The 18,526-nt window shown below is 63.7% G+C and carries 17 protein-coding genes; 10 read left to right on the forward strand and 7 right to left on the reverse strand.

The window, feature by feature from the left end; genetic code table 11:
• The first annotated feature begins 102 nt into the window (after positions 1-102).
• From U1R88_RS06480 to U1R88_RS06520, 9 genes are all read left to right on the forward strand, one after another.
• Positions 103-789 (forward strand): response regulator transcription factor, encoded by a 687-nt coding sequence (locus U1R88_RS06480; protein ID WP_322430532.1) that lies wholly within the window; start codon positions 103-105, stop codon positions 787-789.
• 170 nt (positions 790-959) lie between these two features.
• A complete protein-coding gene (locus U1R88_RS06485) occupies positions 960-1,433 on the forward strand; it encodes a cyclic nucleotide-binding domain-containing protein (RefSeq protein WP_322430533.1) in 474 nt (157 codons plus the stop codon).
• Between the two features lie 215 nt (positions 1,434-1,648).
• Positions 1,649-1,996, forward strand: a complete 348-nt coding sequence (locus U1R88_RS06490) for a hypothetical protein (protein WP_322430534.1) — start codon at positions 1,649-1,651, stop codon at positions 1,994-1,996.
• An 842-nt stretch (positions 1,997-2,838) separates the two neighbouring features.
• On the forward strand, positions 2,839-6,351 hold the full coding sequence (locus U1R88_RS06495; protein WP_322431346.1) for a helicase-related protein: 3,513 nt from the start codon (positions 2,839-2,841) through the stop codon (positions 6,349-6,351).
• Between the two features lie 82 nt (positions 6,352-6,433).
• Entirely contained in the window at positions 6,434-6,760 is a 327-nt protein-coding gene (locus U1R88_RS06500) for an RNA-binding S4 domain-containing protein (RefSeq protein WP_322430535.1), read from the forward strand.
• Between the two features lie 184 nt (positions 6,761-6,944).
• A complete protein-coding gene (locus U1R88_RS06505; protein ID WP_068299180.1) occupies positions 6,945-7,391 on the forward strand; it encodes an RrF2 family transcriptional regulator in 447 nt (148 codons plus the stop codon).
• An 81-nt stretch (positions 7,392-7,472) separates the two neighbouring features.
• The gene (locus tag U1R88_RS06510; protein ID WP_322430536.1) at positions 7,473-8,423 is read left to right on the forward strand and encodes an aldo/keto reductase; all 951 of its coding nucleotides are present in this window, start codon (positions 7,473-7,475) and stop codon (positions 8,421-8,423) included.
• Between the two features lie 85 nt (positions 8,424-8,508).
• A complete protein-coding gene (locus U1R88_RS06515) occupies positions 8,509-8,865 on the forward strand; it encodes a YciI family protein (RefSeq protein ID WP_322430537.1) in 357 nt (118 codons plus the stop codon).
• Positions 8,866-8,882: 17 nt separating this feature from the next.
• Positions 8,883-10,124 carry an RNA polymerase sigma factor gene (locus U1R88_RS06520; protein WP_322430538.1) on the forward strand — a complete coding sequence of 414 codons (1,242 nt, stop codon included), beginning with the start codon at positions 8,883-8,885 and terminating at the stop codon, positions 10,122-10,124.
• Between the two features lie 248 nt (positions 10,125-10,372).
• Here the strand turns inward: U1R88_RS06520 and phoB are convergent, their stop codons facing one another.
• From phoB to U1R88_RS06555, 7 genes are all read right to left on the reverse strand, one after another.
• Positions 10,373-11,074 carry a phosphate regulon transcriptional regulator PhoB gene (phoB, locus tag U1R88_RS06525; protein ID WP_068299173.1) on the reverse strand — a complete coding sequence of 234 codons (702 nt, stop codon included), beginning with the start codon at positions 11,072-11,074 and terminating at the stop codon, positions 10,373-10,375.
• Between the two features lie 13 nt (positions 11,075-11,087).
• On the reverse strand, positions 11,088-11,807 hold the full coding sequence (gene phoU / locus U1R88_RS06530) for a phosphate signaling complex protein PhoU (RefSeq protein ID WP_068299159.1): 720 nt from the start codon (positions 11,805-11,807) through the stop codon (positions 11,088-11,090).
• 34 nt (positions 11,808-11,841) lie between these two features.
• Complete coding sequence (gene pstB, locus U1R88_RS06535; RefSeq protein WP_425545390.1) at positions 11,842-12,657, reverse strand: phosphate ABC transporter ATP-binding protein PstB; 816 nt, start codon at positions 12,655-12,657, stop codon at positions 11,842-11,844.
• Positions 12,658-12,665: 8 nt separating this feature from the next.
• Positions 12,666-13,508: a phosphate ABC transporter permease PstA gene (gene pstA / locus U1R88_RS06540; protein ID WP_068299153.1), complete on the reverse strand. Its 843-nt coding sequence runs from the start codon at positions 13,506-13,508 to the stop codon at positions 12,666-12,668.
• An 11-nt stretch (positions 13,509-13,519) separates the two neighbouring features.
• Positions 13,520-14,524: a phosphate ABC transporter permease subunit PstC gene (gene pstC, locus U1R88_RS06545; RefSeq protein ID WP_322430540.1), complete on the reverse strand. Its 1,005-nt coding sequence runs from the start codon at positions 14,522-14,524 to the stop codon at positions 13,520-13,522.
• Between the two features lie 73 nt (positions 14,525-14,597).
• Complete coding sequence (pstS, locus tag U1R88_RS06550; protein ID WP_322430541.1) at positions 14,598-15,644, reverse strand: phosphate ABC transporter substrate-binding protein PstS; 1,047 nt, start codon at positions 15,642-15,644, stop codon at positions 14,598-14,600.
• Between the two features lie 364 nt (positions 15,645-16,008).
• On the reverse strand, positions 16,009-17,328 hold the full coding sequence (locus U1R88_RS06555; protein ID WP_322430542.1) for an ATP-binding protein: 1,320 nt from the start codon (positions 17,326-17,328) through the stop codon (positions 16,009-16,011).
• A gap of 199 nt (positions 17,329-17,527) precedes the next feature.
• Here U1R88_RS06555 and ppk2 point away from each other — a divergent pair, with 199 nt between their 5' ends.
• The gene (gene ppk2 / locus U1R88_RS06560) at positions 17,528-18,421 is read left to right on the forward strand and encodes a polyphosphate kinase 2 (protein ID WP_322430543.1); all 894 of its coding nucleotides are present in this window, start codon (positions 17,528-17,530) and stop codon (positions 18,419-18,421) included.
• Positions 18,422-18,526: the final 105 nt, after the last annotated feature.

Below are 18,526 nucleotides of genomic sequence, written 5' to 3' on the forward strand. Positions count from 1 at the left end.
TTGGTATTCAAAGCGCGAAAGCATACCGGGTTTCCTGCCGCGCACGCCGAGCGCCCAGGCAGATTCCTCCTGATCGATCGCTTCCGCCTTCTGGGGAATGTCATGTCCGGCAGCCGCAAAATTCTGATCGTCGACGATGATAACGAACTGCGCCAGGCGCTGGCCGAGCAATTGGCGCTCTATGACGAGTTCGAGCTCGAGCAGGCCGAATCCGCCAGCCGCGCTGTCCAGATCGCCAAGGCCGACCATCTCGATCTGGTGATCATGGATGTCGGCCTGCCTGATATGGACGGGCGGGAAGCGGTCAAGCTCCTGCGCAAGAACGGCTTCAAGTCGCCGATCATCATGCTCACGGGGCATGATTCCGATGCCGATACCATTCTTGGCCTCGAAGCCGGCGCGAACGACTATGTCGTCAAGCCCTTTCGCTTTGCCGTGCTGCTGGCGCGTGTGCGCGCCCATCTTCGGCAGCACGAGACGAGCGAGGATGCCGTGTTCAACATCGGCCCCTTCACCTTCAAGCCGGCCTCCAAGCTCCTGTTGACCGACAAGGGTTCCAAGGTCCGGCTGACCGAGAAGGAGACCTCGATCCTGCGCTATCTCTATCGTTCCGGTCAGAAGGCGGTGCAGCGCGACGTGCTGCTGCAGGAGGTCTGGGGCTACAATTCCGGCGTGACTACCCATACGCTCGAAACCCATATCTACCGCCTGCGGCAGAAGATCGAGAAAGATCCCTCTAACGCGGCCTTGCTGGTGACCGAAGGCGGCGGCTACAAGCTCGTGCCGTGAGATCTCACGGCACTTGATCGTGTGGCTGGAATCTCGTCATTGCGAACGCGGCGAAGCAATCAAGGGGCCGGGATAACAGCCCTTTGCCTGGATTGCTTCGCGACGCTCGCAATGATGGTTTGAATTATTGTTTGCGCGTAGGACGTTTCCTTCCGAATCCAAGGCCGCAGATGGCGCTCGAAGACGATATGGCATTGCTGGAAAGAGTGGCGCTGTTCCGCGCCATGGACCGTGATGCCCTGCGCCTGCTCGCCTTCTCGTCCGAGACCAGGCGGTTGCGTGCCGGCGACACGCTGTTTCGCAAGGACGACATCTCCGAATATGGCTTCGTCGTCGCCTCGGGCGCGATCACCCTGATCGACGATGACGTCGCCACCGCCATCGTCGGACCTGGCACCCTGATCGGCGAGATGGCCCTGTTGTCGGAAACCCGCCGTCCCACCACCGCGATCGCGCGGGAGGCCAGCGTGGTGCTGCGCGTGTCGCGCCAGATGTTCAGGCGCACGCTGGAGGAATATCCGGCGACGGCGGCCCGTATCGCCGACGAGGTTCGTCGCCGTGTGCAGGACATGTCGAGCGAGCTGGCCAAGGTGAAGGATCGCCTGCGCCGTATCGGCGTCAACCATCATGAGGAAGAAAGCTGATTCGCTCGCTTTTCGTTCCAGTGCTGTTCACTTTCCTAAAGTGTTGGCCGCAATAGGCCCAAGTTGATCCATCGCGGGACACGCATCTGTGCCGTTCAGCTACGGTTCAGCCGTTGCCTGCTAAATTCGACGCCCAGAAACCCTCATTGTTTCGATGCGTCTTTACGGTGCCTGGCGTTATTGCCGAGCCGTAAAACGGTCAAGGAGAGTGCAGGATGAGAACGCCTATCGGGTTGATCTTCGCAGCTTGCTTTGCTGCGATTGGTTTCTTTGCGGTCGCTCAAAGCTCGTCGGCCATGCCCATCGCCCCCGCCGGCCAAACCAGAGCCGACAGTCAGGCGCAGGGCAACGGCTTGGTTCAGAATATCCGCCATCGCCGTCATTGGCGTCCTTATTACCGCTACCATTATCGTCCCTATTACAGGCGCCACTATTATCGCCCCTATTATCGTCCCTACTACAGGCGCCATTATTATCGGCCCTATTACCGTCCCTACTATCGCCCCCGCTATTACCATCATCGGGGCTGGGGATGGGGTCATCGCCGCTGGCATCGCTGGTAGGAGGCAGGCTTCGTCACTCGAAGGTGACGTGGTTCACGGGCCGGTCTCAGGACCGGCCCGTTTTGCTGTCGAACGAAGTCGGTGATTCGGGCGCCCTTTGTTCCAGGCACGTACCAGGCCTTAAGCAACGCTGCCAAAAACCAGGCAGGGTGGCCCATTCCGGGAATTAATCCCTGTCGGCCGGAAGGAAGTGGCTGCGACGCTTTCGTCATGGACGAAGGGAAGCAGGCGCGAGGCCGCATTGTTCGGCGTGAGGCTTTCGGGGGATTGCGGAATGGGAATCGGCAGGACGGTCGGTGATTCGCTCCCGCTTCGTTCAAAGGCCGTTCCCGGCATTAATGGCTCACCATGAAACGCCGAAAGCCTGGCCCAAAATGGGAACGCGTTCCTCGCATTGCCGGTGTCGGCCAAGCTCGCCCTTAACCCTGTTGAGGCTGAGGGGGGGCGCCGATCACGCCATGCCCATCCGGCAATGGCTGAACGGAGCGGGAATTTCGCCCGGGCAGTGATTCGGGCGCTTTCCGTTCCAGTCTCGTTCGGGGGGTTAAATTTCGGCCGTCCACGCCCATATTTGCGTTTCACGGCGAGACAGAATGATATGTGTCTGGTACCAGAATGCAGGAAATACGCGCAAAGGTCGTATTTCCTTGACGTCGCGGGGCATTGGGTGTCTGGCGAATCCTGAATCCGGGACGCTCCGGCTTCCCTCAAGGCGTCTTGTGATCTGACTGAAGCTGGTCGAATCGCAAGGACGTGTCGAAACAAGGAGTTAAAGCCAGGAAGCGTTGCCGCCGAAACGCGCTTTGCTCTGCGAAATGACGCCCGAAAGACCGCCGACCTTGATGCTGCCTCCCATCCTGCCTCCATCCGTGCGCGCACGCGGCGTCACAGCGGTGCTGGGGCCGACCAATACCGGCAAGACCTATCTGGCCATCGAGCGCCTGCTCGGCCATGGCGCCGGCATCATCGGCCTGCCGCTGCGCCTGCTGGCGCGCGAGGTCTACAACAAGCTGGTCGAGCGCGTGGGCGCCGAGTTCGTGGCGCTTGTGACCGGCGAGGAGAAGATCAAGCCCGACAAGGCCCGCTACTGGGTGGCGACGGCGGAAGCCATGCCGCGCGACCTGGAAGTACCGTTCGTGGCGCTCGACGAGATCCAGATCGCCGCCGATCTCGAGCGCGGGCACGTCTTCACCGACCGGCTGCTCAATCGCCGCGGCACGCATGAGACGCTGCTGCTTGGCTCGGCGACGATGAAGCCGATCGTCGAGAAGCTGATTCCGGGCGTCAATGTCGTGACCCGGCCGCGGTTGTCCCATCTCCTGTTCGCCGGCGACCGCAAGCTGACCCGCCTGCCGAGGCGAACCGCCATCGTCGCCTTCTCGGCCGACGAGGTCTATGCCATCGCCGAACTGATCCGCCGCCAGCGCGGCGGTGCCGCCGTGGTGCTGGGTGCGTTGTCGCCGCGCACCCGCAACGCCCAGGTGGCGATGTACCAGAACGGCGACGTCGATTTTCTGGTCGCCACCGACGCCATCGGCATGGGCCTTAACCTCGATGTCGACCATGTCGCCTTCGCCGGCGACCGCAAATTCGACGGCTATCAGTTCCGCCGCCTGACGCCGGCCGAATTCGGCCAGATCGCCGGGCGCGCCGGGCGCCATGTCCGCGACGGTACCTTCGGTTCGACCGGGCGCTGCGAACCGTTCGAGCCGGAACTGGTGGAGGCCATCGAAGGTCATAGCTTCGACAGCGTGAAAGTGCTGCAGTGGCGCAATCCGGCCCTGAACTTCGCCTCGCTGGAGGCGCTGCAGGCCTCACTGTCCGCCACGCCGGAAGAGGCGGGGCTGACCCGGGCACCTGATGCCGACGACATCCGAGCCCTCTCCATCCTCGCCCGCGACGAGGAGGTCAAGCGCCTCGCCAAGGGACCGCAGGCCGTGGCGCGGCTGTGGGAAGTGGCCGGGCTGCCCGATTATCGCAAGATTTCCCCTCATTCCCATGCCGACATCATCACGAATCTCTATGGATTTTTGATGCGGGAGGGTAAGGTCCCGGACGACTGGTTCGCCCGTCAGGTTGCCATGTCGGATCGGACCGACGGTGACATCGATACGCTTTCAACCCGTATCGCCCATATCCGAACCTGGACTTTTGCGGCAAATCGGCTTGACTGGCTGAAAGACCCCGCTCATTGGCAAGGTGTGACACGCAGTGTGGAGGATAAGCTCTCCGACGCATTGCACGAACGTCTTGCCCAACGCTTTGTCGACCGTCGCACCAGCGTGCTGATGCGGCGCCTTAGAGAAAACGCCATGCTTGAGACTGAAATTACCAAAACCGGCGATGTGATTGTCGAAGGACAGCATGTCGGAACACTGCAGGGTTTCCAGTTCGCGCCCGACCCGAGTGCCGGTGACGGTGAAAGCGGCCGCGCCTTGCGAGCCGCCGCGGCCAAGGCTCTGGCAGGCGAGATCGAGGCGCGGGCCCAGAAATTCGCGCAGGCGCCCGATACCGAATTCGCCCTGGCGGCGGATGGCACTGTGCGCTGGATCGGCGAGCCGGTGGCCAAGCTCATCGGCGGGGAGAAGCCGCTGGCGCCGCGCATCCGCCTGCTGGCGGATGAGCAACTGACCGGGCCTGCGCGCGATTCCGTGCAGACGCGCCTCGACATCTGGATCGGCAACCATATCACCCGCCTGCTCGGGCCATTGCTGCTGCTCGACAAGGCCGAGGATCTGCAGGGTCTGGCCAAGGGCATCGCCTTCCAGCTCGTCGAGGCATTGGGTGTGCTCGACCGCTCGAAGGTGGCCGAGGACCTCAAGCAGCTCGACCAGAATCAGCGTGCCTCGCTGCGCAAGCATGGCGTGCGCTTCGGCGCCTATCACATCTATCTGCCGATGCTGATGAAGCCGGCACCCCGTGCCCTCGCCGCGCAGTTGTGGGCTCTCACCCATGGCGGCCTCGACCAGAAGGGGCTCGACGAGATCCCGCATCTGGCGGCCTCGGGCCGGACCTCCATGCCGGCCGACAAGACCATCGACAAGGGCCTCTATCGCCTGGTCGGCTATCGCGTCTGCGGCGAGCGGGCGGTGCGCGTCGACATTCTCGAACGCCTCGCCGACCTCATTCGCCCGGCGATCGCCTATCGCCCCGGCACCACGGTGGGCCAGCCGCCGGCCGGTACGGCCGATGGCGACGGTTTCGTCGCCACCGTGCAGATGACCTCGCTGGTCGGCTGCTCGGGCGAGGATTTCGCCTCGATCCTGCGAGGCCTGGGCTATCGTTCGGACAAGCGCAAGGGCCCGGCGATCACCCAGGAAATCCGGCTGCCGGCGCCGACCGAGCCGGCAGCGCCTGTCGAGGCCGCCGCGTCCGAGACAGCGGACGGTGCTGAGGCTGCCGAATCGAACCAGGATGCCGCCCCGACGCCCGCCGAGATCGATGCCATGGAGGCGATCGGCTCGCCGCCGCATGAGCACAGCTTCCAGGAAGTCGCAGAGGCTGCCGGAGAGGCGGTGAGCGACGCACCGGCCGACGATGTGCCCAGCACCGAGGCTCCGACCGAGGAAGCGCAGATCGCGGAGGCCCTGGCCGAGGAAGCTCAAACCAAGGAAGCTCAAGCCGAGCAGGTCCAAGCCGAGCAGGTCCAATCCGAACAGGTCCAAGCCGAGGAGGTTCAGGTCTCCGAAGCCCCGGCCGAGGAAACGGCCGGAACCGAGGCTGCGGCTTCTGAAGAGCCCGCGCAAGCGAGCGAGAGCATCGAAGGTGCCGAGGCTGCGACCACGGCTGAAACCTCCTCCGAGACGCCCGCCGCCGAGGCGGTGGCCGAGGAAGTGCCGGAGATCGAGGTCTGGCGTCCGGCGCGCTTCGAGCGGCATCAGCGCCCGCATCACCATGGCCGTCCCCAGCATGGCAACCGCCAGCCCGGCGCCGAACGCAAGCCTGAGGCAGGCGGTGGCTTCCGCCGTGGCCGACCGGCTCCGGCGGAAGGCGCAGCTCCCGCCGAAGGTGCGGAGGCCCGGCAGGGCGAGCGGCCCAACCGCTTCGACCGGCCGCGCCGCGACGATCGCGGCAATGGCCGTCCGCGGGAGGACAGGGGCTCCGGCGAGCGCAAGCAGAGCGGTGAAGGTGGGCGGTCCCGGGCGGATGCCCGCCCCGACCGTGGCCCGCGTCCCGATCGTGGCCCGCGGCCCGACCGGCAGGAGCGGGGCGGCGACCGCCCGCGCAACTGGTCGAGCGACTCCAAGCCGCAGGGAGGACGCGACTCCAATCGTGCACCGGATCCGAATTCGCCCTTCGCCAAGCTGCTTGCCCTCAAGGAGCAGATGCAGGGCGGCAAATCGGACAAGACCTGATCCATAGCGTTTTGCGATTTGACGGAGTCACCCGAATCGCAAAGACGCGTCTGAACGCGTTTTGCTCTAGGGAACCTGACTTATGAGCCAGGCCGGAAGCCAGGATCGTCTTCGGATCGACAAATGGCTCTGGCATGCACGCGTTGTGAAGACGCGCTCTCTGGCCGCCAAATTGGTGGCGGACGGTCATGTCCGCCTCAACGGTACGCGCACGGATAACCCGGCCAAGGCCGTCAAGGCGGGGGACGTCCTCACCATCGCCCTGGAGCGTACCGTGCGGGTCTATCGCGTTCTCGCCCTTGGCGATCGGCGCGGCCCGGCGAGCGAGGCCCAGACGCTCTATGAGGACCTGTCGCCCGAACCGCCGGGCCGGCCGGCGGCGGGGTCCGAGCAAAGTGATGCCGGATAGCTGGCGGCGAGTTCACGTGTGTCTGCGCGGCTCCCCTCATCCCCCTGCCGGGACCTTCTCCCGCAAGGGGAGAAGGGGTGTTGCGCTGCCACCTTCCTAGCAATGGCTCTTACCGATTCGGTCCATAATCCCTATATTCGTGATAGACAGGATGGACTTTGTCCTGCGTGGAGCGAATCGGTCAATGCTGACGAACAAGGGCAAATATGGTCTCAAGGCGCTGGCGCACCTCGCCAGCCTGCCGGCCGGCGAGACGGCGCAAAGCCAGGAAATCGCCGAAGCCAACCGCATTCCCAAAAAGTTTCTCGACGCGATCCTGGGCGAGTTGCGCGTGGCCGGCATCGTACGCTCCAAGAAAGGCAAGGGCGGTGGCTACATGCTGGCGCGCGAGGCCAGCCAGATCAGTGTCGGCAATGCCATCCGGGTTCTCGACGGTCCGCTCGCGCCGATCGCCTGCGCCAGCCATACCGCTTATCAGCCTTGCCTCGACTGCCCGGATGTTCCAGGTTGCACTGTACGCCTTTTGATGCGGCGTGTGCGGGACCTCTCTTCCAACCTGCTCGACAACATGTCGGTGGAAGAGATGCGTCAGGCAGGGGGCGGGGAACAAGAGCTGACCTATTCGATTTGAACTCCCTGCGGCCCTTGAGCCCGAACCGGCACGCTCGTGTGCCGGACGGCCCATTTGTTGTCATGAATATGGAGAGCATTCATGGAAAAACGTGCGATTGGACGGTCGGATCTGTCGGTTGCTCCGCTTGGCCTGGGTGGCAATGTCTTCGGCTGGAGCGCGGATGAGAAAGCCTCCTTCGCCGTCCTCGATGCTTTCGTCGGGGGTGGTTTCAACCTGATCGACACTGCCGATGTCTATTCAGCCTGGGTTCCCGGCAATCAGGGCGGCGAATCCGAGGCGATCATCGGCAAATGGATGAAGGCTCGCGGCAATCGCGCCGAGATCGTGATCACCACCAAGGTCGGCTCGGAAATGGGGCCGGGCAAGAAGGGCTTGTCGCGTGCCTACATCGTCCAGGCGGTGGAGGATTCGCTCAAGCGCCTGCAGACCGACTATATCGATCTCTATCTCTCCCACTGGGAGGATCCGGAAGTCGAACTCGAGGAGACGCTGGGCATCTATGCCGAGCTGGTCAAGGACGGCAAGGTCCGGGTGATCGGCAATTCCAATCATAGCGCCAACACCATGTTCAAGGCGCTGGCGATCAGCACCAAGGAGATGTGGCCGCGCTTCGAGAACTTGCAGACACAATATAATCTCTATGATCGTTCCGGTTATGAGCGCGAACTCGAGGCTTTCTGTCTCAAGAACGAGATCGGCGTGACCAGCTATTTTTCGTTGGCCAAGGGCTTCCTGTCCGGCAAATATCGCAGCGAAGCCGATTTCGCCAAGAGCAATGCCCGTGGCGGCGACATGGGCAATTACCTCAACGAGCGGGGCCTGCGCATCCTTGCCGCCCTGGATGCGGTGGCCGCGGCCAAGAACGCCACGCCGGCCCAGATTGCCATAGCCTGGCTGATCGCAAGGCCCGGGATCGTCGCTCCGATCGCCAGTGCCACCAGCGTCGAGCAGCTCGCCGACCTGATCAAGGCGACCGAGCTCAATCTCGGATCGGCCGAGATCGAGCAGCTTACCAAGGCAAGCGCATAATTTTCCTGCCGCTGTCGAAAGCGAACGGGATGGCGCGTCATTGTCATGCCGGCGCATCATGCGCCGGCAGAGACAGGAGGAACCCATGCAGTTCGCAATTCTGATCTACAGCAACGAAGAAGCCATGCTGAAGGCGGATCCCGCCAACAAGCAGCAGATCCTGGCCGCCTACCAAGCCTACACGCAGGCGCTCCAGTCGTCCGGCAGCCTGGGACCGTGGAGCCGCTTGCGTCCGACGGCTTCGGCCACCACCGTGCGTATCGCCGACGGCAAGAGCCAGGTGCTCAACGGTCCCTTTGCCGACACCCGTGAGCAGCTCGGCGGCTTCTACATCATCGACGTGCCGGACCTGGATGCCGCGATCGGCTGGGCGGCGCGCTGCCCGAGCGCGGCCATCGGGACCATCGAGGTCCGGCCGATATGGGACCCGAAGGACTATTGAGCAAACGAGCCGAGCCGGTGTCTTCGGCCCCCGCTGCCGACCTTGCCGAAGTCGTGGCGCGACGCAGCTATGGCCGTCTCGTCGCACTTCTTGCGGCACGCTCGAGCGACATTGCGGGGGCGGAGGACGCCCTGGCCGACGCCTTCGCGGCAGCCTTGGAACATTGGCCGGCGGGCGGCGTGCCCGCCAATCCCGAGGCCTGGCTCCTGACCGCGGCCCGCCGCCGCCAGATCGATGCGGCCCGCCGCGCCAGGCTGCGCGGCGAAAAGGCGGACGCGGTCATCCGCCATGTCGAGGCCCTCGCCTCGGAGCAGGGCGAGCGGCATGCCGTGCCCGACGAGCGCCTGCGCCTGATGTTCGCCTGCGCCCATCCCTCTCTCGATGCTTCCGTGCGTGCGCCCCTGATCCTGCAGGTGATATTGGGGTTCGATGCCGGCGCGATCGCCAGCGCCTTCCTGGTCTCACCCACTGCGATGGGCCAGAGGCTGGTGCGGGCCAAGGCCAAGATCAAGCAGGCCGGCATTCCCTTCCGCATCCCGGAGCCCGACGAGCTGCCCGGCCGCCTCGATGCGGTGCTGGCGGCCGTCTACGCCGTCTATGCCGAGGGCTGGGCCGATCCGGAAGGGGCTCACGCCCGCGAGCGCAATCTGTCGGCGGAAGGTATCTGGCTCGGCCGGCTGCTGGCCTCGCTCCTGCCCGGCGAGGCAGAAGTGCTGGGACTGCTGGCGCTGATGCTGCACGCCGAAGCGCGGCGAGCGGCACGCCGCGGCCCGGGTGGCGATTATATTCCGCTGGAGCAGCAGGATACCGCGCTCTGGGATGCCGGGCTGATCGAGGAGGCCGAGGCCTTGCTTGCCCGGGCCGGCCAGGTCCGCCAGATCGGCCGCTATCAGCTGGAAGCCGCGCTGCAATCGGCCCATGCTCATCGACGCATCTGCGCGGCGACGGACTGGGCCGCGATCGTCACGCTGTATGAAGCCCTGGTCCTGCTGACCGCTTCTCCGGTGGCCGCCATCAACCGGGCCGTGGCGCTGGGCCGCCTTGCGGGGCCGCAGGCTGGTCTGGACGCGCTCGACGAGGTCGCCGGCGACGGACGCATCATCGATTACCAGCCCTATTGGGCAGCGCGTGCCGACTTGCTGGCGCGGGCGGCGAAGCCGGAAGAGGCCCGCAATGCCTATTCGCGGGCGATCGGCCTGGAGAGCGACCCGGCCATCCGCCGCTATCTGCAGGGACGCCTGGCGGATCTGGGGGCGTGATTGCGTGGCCAGAGAACTGGTCAGACACTGATGCTCACCCTTACACCAACTCGCGCAATCCCCGACCCGTCATTGCGAGCGAAGCGAAGCAATCCAGGAACTCGCAGGCCTGGAGTTCAGGGCTCTTGGATTGCTTCGCTTCGCTCGCAATGACGTTGATGAGTCGAACTCAAAGCGTGCTGGTATTACTCACTACGTCGCGCAGCCTTGGCGAAAGGAAGCGGGCGGGCAATGCCCGCAAACCGCCCTCAGGATTGCTTGGCGAAGGTCTCGTCGAAGGAATAGCCGGCGCCACGCACGGTGCGGATCGGATCGATCTCGCGGGTGCGATTCATCGCCTTGCGCAGGCGGCCGACATGCACGTCGACCGTGCGCTCGTCAATATAGACGTCGCGGCCCCAGACGCTGTCGAGCAACTGCTCGCGCGCGAACACCCGTCCCGGCGCCTGCATTAGGAATTCGAGCAGGCGGAACTCGGTCGGGCCGAGGCGGATCTCGCGATTGCCGCGATGGACACGCTTGGTCTCCCGGTCGAGCGAGATGTCGCCGGCCTTGAGCAGGGAGGCGACGTGATCGGGCTTGGCCCGGCGCAGCAAGGCACGCACGCGGGCCGAGAGTTCGGGCACCGAGAAGGGCTTGACGACATAGTCGTCGGCGCCGGTGGCAAGGCCACGCACGCGTTCGGTTTCCTCGCCGCGCGCCGTGAGCATGATCACCGGCAGGCGCTCGGTTTCCGGCCGCATGCGGATGCGCCGGCACAATTCGATGCCGGACAGGCCCGGCAACATCCAGTCGAGCAGGACGAGGTCCGGCACGCTTTCGCGCAGCCGAATCTCGGCATCGTCTCCGCGTGCGACGCTATCGACCTCATAGCCTTCGGCTTCGAGATTGTAGCGCAGCAGCAGAGTCAGGGCTTCTTCGTCCTCGACGATCAGAACCTTGGGAGGCATGGCCTATCCCTTGTTATTTAGCCGGCACAGGAAGATCGACAAGATCGGTGCTGTTGTCCGCCTTGGGCCGCTCGCCGGCCGGCGATTCACCGGTGACCAAATAGTGCACCGTCTCGGCGATGTTGGTGGCGTGGTCGCCGATGCGCTCGATGTTCTTGGCGCAGAACAGCAGATGGGTGCAGAAGCCGATATTGCGCGGATCTTCCATCATGTAGGTCAGCAATTCGCGGAACAGCGAGGTATACATCGCATCGATCTCGCCGTCCGAGCGCCAGACCGAGAGCGCTTCCTCGACGTTGCGCTGGGCGAAGGCATCGAGCACCTGCTTGAGCTGCTCGAGCACCAGGTCGGCCATGTGATCGAAACCGCCGAAGAGCTGGGCCGGCTGGGCGTGGCTGTGGATGGCCACCACGCGCTTGGCGACGTTCTTGCCGAGGTCGCCGATCCGTTCGAGGTCATTGGCCACCCGCAGGGCCGAGACGATTTCGCGCAGGTCGAGGGCCAGCGGCTGGCGCTTGGCGATGATCAGGATGGCCCGGTCCTCGACCTGGCGCTGCAGCTTGTCGATCGCGGCATCGAGATCGATCACCGCTTTGGCGCGCTGGGTGTCACGCTTGAGCAGGGCTTCGACGCTGTCGGCCACGCTCTTCTCGGCGTAGCCACCCATTTCGGCGATCATGTTGCGCAGTTCGCGCAGTTCCTGGTCGAAGGATGTAACGATATGGTCGGACATGCCGCCTCCAAATGAATTCGACGCTGGCCGGGAATCAGCCGAAGCGGCCGGTGATGTAGTCCTGCGTACGGCTGTCGTTCGGGGTGGTGAACATCTTGTTGGTCTGGCCGACCTCGATGAGGTCGCCCAGATAGAAGAAGGCCGTCACATCCGCGCAGCGCGCCGCCTGCTGCATATTGTGCGTGACGATGACGATGGTGAAGTCCCGCTTCAATTCGTCGATCAGTTCCTCGATCTTGGCGGTCGAGATCGGATCGAGTGCGGAGGTCGGCTCGTCCAGCAGCACGACTTCGGGCTTCACCGCGATGGTGCGGGCGATGCACAGGCGCTGCTGCTGGCCGCCGGACATGCCGAGGGCCGAAGCGTGCAGGCGGTCCTTGACCTCGTTCCACAAGGCGGCCTTGGTGAGGCACCACTCGACGCGCTGGTCCATCTCCGCCTTGGAGATGGACTCATGCAGGCGCACGCCGAAGGCGATATTGTCATAGATCGACATCGGGAAGGGCGTCGGCTTCTGGAACACCATGCCGATGCGGGCGCGCAGCACGGCCGGATCGATTTCCTTGCCGATGACGTTCTGGCCGTCGAGCAGCACGCGGCCCTTGGCGGTCTGCCCCGGATAGAGGTCGTACATGCGGTTGAGCACGCGCAGCAGGGTCGACTTGCCGCAGCCGGAGGGACCGATCATGGCAGTGACCTGCCGGTCGATCATGTCGAGGTTGATGCCCTTGAGCGCATGCTTCTCGCCATAATAGAAGTCGAGATTCTCGACCTTGAGCTTCACGGCGGCGGCTGGATCAGCGATCGGGCGTTCGGCAACCGCGATGGAGGCTTGGGGGGTAGCGGACATGGGAGCACTCATTTCTTGGGAGCGAGCACGAAGCGGGTCAGGATATTGAGCGCCAACACGCCGGCCGTGATGAGGAGGGCGCCACTCCAGGCCACCGAGACGGCCTTGGGGTCGGGATAGGGCGCGAGCTGGTAGATGGCTGCCGGCAAGCTGGCAAATGCGTTGCCGAGGTTGAGCGACCAGTTGGAATTGCCGAAGGCTGTAAGCAGCAGCGGTGCCGTCTCGCCGGCGGCGCGGGCCAAGGCCAGCAGGATGCCGGTGACGATACCGGTACGGGCCGAGCGCCAGGTTACGAAGGTGATGACCTTCCACATCGGCGATCCCAGGGCAAAGGCGGCTTCACGCAGGCTGGTCGGCACCAGGGCCAGCATGTCCTCGGTGGTGCGCACGACCACCGGCAGGATGATGATGGCGAGGGCGATCACGCCGGCCCAGCCGGAGAAGCCGCCCGTTGCCACCACGATCATCTGGTAGACGAACAGGCCGATCAGGATGGACGGCGCGGAGAGCAGAATGTCGTTGATGAAGCGCACCGCATCGGCGAATTTGCTGCCGCGGCCAGCCTCGGCGAGGAAGGTGCCGGCCATGATGCCGATCGGCGCACCGATCAGGAGGGCGAGCAGCACCATGACGAGAGAGCCGACGATGGCGTTGCGCAGGCCGCCATCGGCCATGTCCTTGGTGAAGAGGTCCATGGTCAGCGAGGGCAGCCCCTCACGCAGCAGCGTGAACAGGATCCATGCCAGCGCCAGCAGGGAGATAGCGGCAAAGCTGATGGAGACGACCTTGTAGGCATAGTCGAGGGCGCGGCGGCGGGCGAGACGGGCGCTGCCTTGGGCGAGATTGGCCATGATGCTCTCCCTTACTTGGCGTTGGTGCGCACGAGCATGCGGGAGATCGCAAGCACGATGAAGGAAATCACGAAGAGGACGAAGCCCAGCTCCAGCAGCGACTGGCTGCGCAGCGAGCCGGCCGGTGCGTCCGGGAATTCGTTGGCGATGGTGGAGGCGATGGTCGCGCCCGAGGAGAACAGCGATGCCGATATTCGGTTGGCGTTGCCGATCACGAAGGTCACCGCCATCGTCTCGCCCAAAGCGCGGCCGAAGCCGAGCATGACGGCGCCGACCAGGGCCGTGCGGCCATAGGGCACCGAGACGTTGCGGAAGACCTCATAGGTGGTGGCGCCGACGCCATAGGCCGATTCCTTCAGCATGGCGGGCACGGCTTCGAGGATCTCGACGAACATCGCGGTGATGAAGGGAATGATCATCAGGGCCAGGATGATGCCGGCCGTGAGCATGCCGGCGCCGTTGGTGGGGCCCTTGAACAGATAGCCGAGCACCGGCACGTGCGAGAGGATGGAGATGATCGGCGGATAGATCGTCTGGGCCAGGATCGGCGCCACGATCAGGGACCCCCACATGCCGAAGATGATCGAGGGCACGGCCGCCAGGAGCTGGATGGCGATGCCGATCGGCCGCCGCACGCTCTGGGGTGCGATCTCCGTGAGGAAGAAAGCGATGCCGAAGGACATCGGCAAGGCAATGATCAAAGCGAGAATGCCGGTGAACAGCGTGCCGTAGATCATGACGCCGGCGCCGAATTTCTCGGTGACGGGGTTCCAGGCGGTGGACCAGTAGAAGCTCGGCCCGAAATGGGCCAGCGCCGGCCAGCCGCCATAGAAGAGCAGCACGACGATCGAGCAGAGCAGGATCAGCACGAGGGAGCCGCAACCATAGAGGGCGGCCTTGAAGATGGGATCCAGATTGGCGCCAGGAACCGTCTTGGCCCCGGGCGAGGGAGAACCCTGCGCGACCTTTGCGGCCGAGTTGGATGCGTCCAGCGAGGAGTCGGCTACGGCGCTCATGGCGATATTCCAGCCTGTGATTCGATCAAAGAGGATGACCCGGCGCAGTTCTGCGCCGGGCCGGGTTTTCAGCTTATTCGTAGACGGCCTTGCCGTCGGCAGCCTTCACTTCGCTCTTCCAGGCGGTGCGAACGGTATCGATCACTTCCTTGGGCAGCGGGATGTAGTGCAGCTTCTCGGCCGTCGCGCCGCCATCCTTGTAGGCCCAGTCGAAGAACTTCATGACTTCGGCCGACTGCTTGGCGTCCTTGGGATCCTTCGGCAGCAGGATGAAAGTGGTGGAAACGATCGGCCAGGAGGTTTCGCCGCCGACGTCGATCATCGAGACGGCGAAATCCTTGGCGCCCTTCCAATCGGCCTTGGCGGCCGCGGCCTGGAACGCGGGAACGGTCGGCTTGACGACCTTGCCGTCCTTGTTCTGCAGCTGCGTGGTGGTCAAGCTGTTGTTGGCAGCGTAGACATATTCGACATAGCCGATGGCGCCCTGGGTGTTCTTCACGGCGCCGGCGACACCGTCATTGCCCTTGGCCCCCGAGCCGGTCGCCCATTGCACCGAGGTGGCGGCGCCGATATTGCTCTTCCAGTCGGGGCTCACGGCCGAAAGATAGGACGTGAAGACATAGGTCGTGCCCGAGCCGTCGGCGCGGTAGACCGGGGCGATGTCGAGATCGGGGAGCTTCACATCCTTGTTGAGCTCGGCGATCTTCGGATCGTTCCACTTGGTGATCTTGCCCTGGTAGATGTCGGCGATGATCGCGCCGGTCAGCGTCAGCTGGTCGGCGGACACACCCTCGATGTTCACGATCGGCACGATGGCGCCGATCACGGTCGGGAACTGCAGCAGCTTGGCAGCGGTCAGCTTGTCGGTGGCCATCGGAGCATCGGACGCGCCGAAATCGACGGTGCGGTTGGTGATCTGGGTCTGGCCGCCGCCCGAACCGATTGCCTGATAGTTCAGCGCAGTGCCGGTCTTGGCTTTGAAATCGCTACCCCAGGCATTGTAGACCGGGGCGGGGAAGGTGCCACCGGCGCCGGTGATGTCGGCAGCGAAGGCGGCGGTCGCGGCGATCGTGCTGGACAGGGCTACCGAAGCGGCGAGCGCGAGGAAGGAAAGCTTCACGGTCTATCTCCGTTGTTCTCTGGACAGGCGCTACGATCGTTTACCGGTCGGCAACCCTGTCTACGGCGCGACTCCTAACAAGCCGGCAGCAACGGTTCTATGACAGTTAGGCTATCGTTTTATGACAAATAAAACCGTTTTAATTCAATGGCTTGATCGAATCTTGTCAGCTGCCTCGCAAGAGCGATGACGGGATTGTTAAAATCCGCCGAAATTCTATGACGATGCCCGCAGCTTTCGTCATCATGCAAGATTCGAGATTGCGGACCTTTCCTGCTCAGGCGCCCGACGTTTTTTGAGATCAACTCGAAAATTTGGCGAAATCGCCGAAAGAGGCGGCATTTCCTGAAAATACCTCACGGCGTCAGTCGATCTGGTCGATCCGAACCGAGAAAACCGTGCTTTCGCCGGGTACGCTCTCAATGCCCAGGCGGCCGCGGTGGCGTGCCACGATGTGTTTGACGATGGCGAGCCCGAGGCCGGTGCCGCCCTTCTCGCGGGATTTTGCGGCATCCACTCGGTAGAAGCGTTCGGTCAGACGCGGCACATGCTCGGCTTCAATGCCCGGGCCATAGTCGCGTACCGTCACCACCGCCTCGCGGCCTTTGCCCTGTGGCTTGGGCAGCGAATCGAGGGTAACCTCGACCTTGCCGCCGGACGCGCCATATTTGATGGCGTTTTCCACCAGATTCTCGAAGACGCGGATCAGTTCGTCCCGCTCGCCGCGCACTTCCAGCGTCGGGACGCGCTTGTCGACGCTGAGCGTGACGCTCCGATCCTGGGCGAGAGGGCCGAGCGTATCGGCGACATGGCCGACCACGGCACCGAGCTCGACCGGCTTGTCGGGCTGGACATGGGCGTTGAGCTCGATGCGCGAGAGCGACAGGAGATCGTCGATCAGCCGGGACATGCGATTGGCCTGGGAGCGCATAATGTCGAGAAATTTCTCGCGCGCGGCGGCATCGTTGCGTGCCGGACCCTGAAGGGTTTCGACGAAGCCGAGCAGGGAGGCGAGCGGCGTGCGCAGTTCGTGGCTGGCATTGGCGACGAAATCAACCCGCATCTGCTCGACCCGGTGGCGCTGGGTGACATCGCGCAGCACGATCACCACGAAGGCCGTGCGCCCGTTCTCGCCGGCAATGGTGGAGATCTGCGCTTCGATGACGCGATCGATCGGCACACGTTCGGAATATTCGATCTGTCGGCTGGCCCCGGTGTCGAGGGCGGAGCGGATGGCATCCACCAGTTCCGGCACGCGCAGCGCATAGGTCAGCGCTTCGGAGATGCGCAGATTAGGCACGATGTCGCGGGCACGGCGGTTGAAATAACGGACGGCAAGCTCCGAATCGAGCACGATGACGGGATCCGGAATGGCCATTACCAGATCGTCGAAGGAGGGCTTGCCGCTACCTTCGGGAAGAGCGGGCCGGATGCTGCCGTCATGGCTGCCGGTCGAAGGAATGGTGCCCGTCGCGGCGACGATCATGGCGAAGATGAGCAACCCATGCCAGGGATTGGCGCCGTCCCACAGCACGAGAGCGGCCAGCAGGACCGCGATCGAGAGCACGAGCCAACGGCGACTCCAGATGCGGTTCAGGATGTTTCGGTTTGAGCCCACCGGACCACCTACACCGCCCCAGGCCAATTTCGTCAAGAGCCAGGAGCGTTCCATCACCATCGACATTGCGGCTTTCCATCCAAAGCGTCTTGCGATTTGACGGATTGGTCTCGAATCGCAAGGACGCGTCCAACCAGAGAGCCAGGGCAAAGGGTGTTTCTGCCGGAACGCGCTTTGCTCTAGGCATTGTGGAAATCGTTCATGCTGGCAATGTAGACAGAGCGATGACAGTTTCACGACGATCGCGCGGATTTGGAGAGGTTCCATGACAAAGAAGGTGGGTAAGCAGACGGATGAAGCGCTCAAGAAGGCGATTGCCGGGTTTCGTCTGGATGATCTCGACCTGCCTCCGGAGATCGACGAGGCCGCTTTCCGATCAGGCAACTACCCGCACAAGGAAAAGTTGAAGTCCAAGACCTACAAGCGGGATCTGCGCGCTCTACAGATTGAGCTCCTCAAGGCACAGACCTGGGTCAAGGAGCAGGGTGAGCGTGTGGTGGTGGTGTTCGAAGGGCGGGACACGGCCGGCAAGGGCGGTGCCATCCATCGCTTTACTCAGCATCTGAGCCCTCGGGATGCGCGCGTGGTCGCATTGTCGAAACCGACGCCCACCGAGCAGGGACAGTGGTATTTCCAGCGCTATGTCAGCCAATTGCCGACCAAGGGCGAGATCGCGATCTTCGACCGCTCCTGGTATAATCGCGGCGGCGTCGAGCCGGTGATGGGGTTTTGCACGCCGGAACAAACCGACAAATTCCTGCACGAAGCGCCGCAGTTCGAGGCGATGCTGGTGCGTGACGGCATCCGGCTGTTCAAGCTCTTCCTTACCATCGGCCAGGCTATGCAGCTCAAGCGCCTGCACGCGCGCTATGCGGACCCGCTCAAGCAGTGGAAGCTCTCGCCGATCGACCACCACGCGGTGGGCAAATGGGATGATTATTCTCAGGCCTATGACCGCATGCTGGAGGCGACCGATACAGTGGACACGCCCTGGACCATCATCAAGGCCAATGACAAGCTGCGCACCCGCTTGGCCGCCATCCGCGCCGTGCTGGTGGACCTGCCCTATCCCGACAAGGACGAGAAGCTGGTGGGCGGGCAGGACAGCAAGATCGTTCTAAGCGCGGAGCGTTTTCTCGCCAATGGCGGGGAGGCCTGAGACGCTCGCAAGGCGGAGAGGCCGATTCTGCACTCGACATCCTTGCCGATGATCCGTCCGCGAATGCCGATCCTCGCCCAGCTCGCCATGGAGCGGAGCGTCAAT

Source organism: Labrys sedimenti, assembly GCF_034424805.1.
GTDB classification, from domain to species: Bacteria; Pseudomonadota; Alphaproteobacteria; order Rhizobiales; family Labraceae; genus Labrys; species Labrys sedimenti.